General features: G+C 54.1%; 1 rRNA gene. It reads left to right on the forward strand.

Annotated elements, in window-relative coordinates:
• A 5S ribosomal RNA gene (rrf, locus tag ACE418_RS13670) occupies positions 1 to 77 on the forward strand; the annotation flags it as partial.
• Between the last annotated feature and the right edge of the window lie 152 nt (positions 78 to 229).

Consider the following 229-nt stretch of genomic DNA (forward strand, 5'->3'; position numbering starts at 1 on the left):
CGAACACAGCAGTTAAGCCCGCAAACGCCGAAAGTACTTGGGGGGAGGCCCCCTGGGAGGATAGGAAGCCGCTGATTAAAGAAAAAAGCACTAGCTTAGGCTAGTGCTTTTTTGTTGTTCGTTGTTAGTGGTTCGTGGCTAGTGGGGAATGAGCGGCTTCCTATCCGACCAGGGTTCCCTGGGATAAGCAGCGAACCGGTTTTGAAGGAGCCTGCGACGCGCAAAACCG

The organism is Megasphaera jansseni (assembly GCF_047974155.1).
Classification (GTDB): domain Bacteria; phylum Bacillota; class Negativicutes; order Veillonellales; family Megasphaeraceae; genus Megasphaera.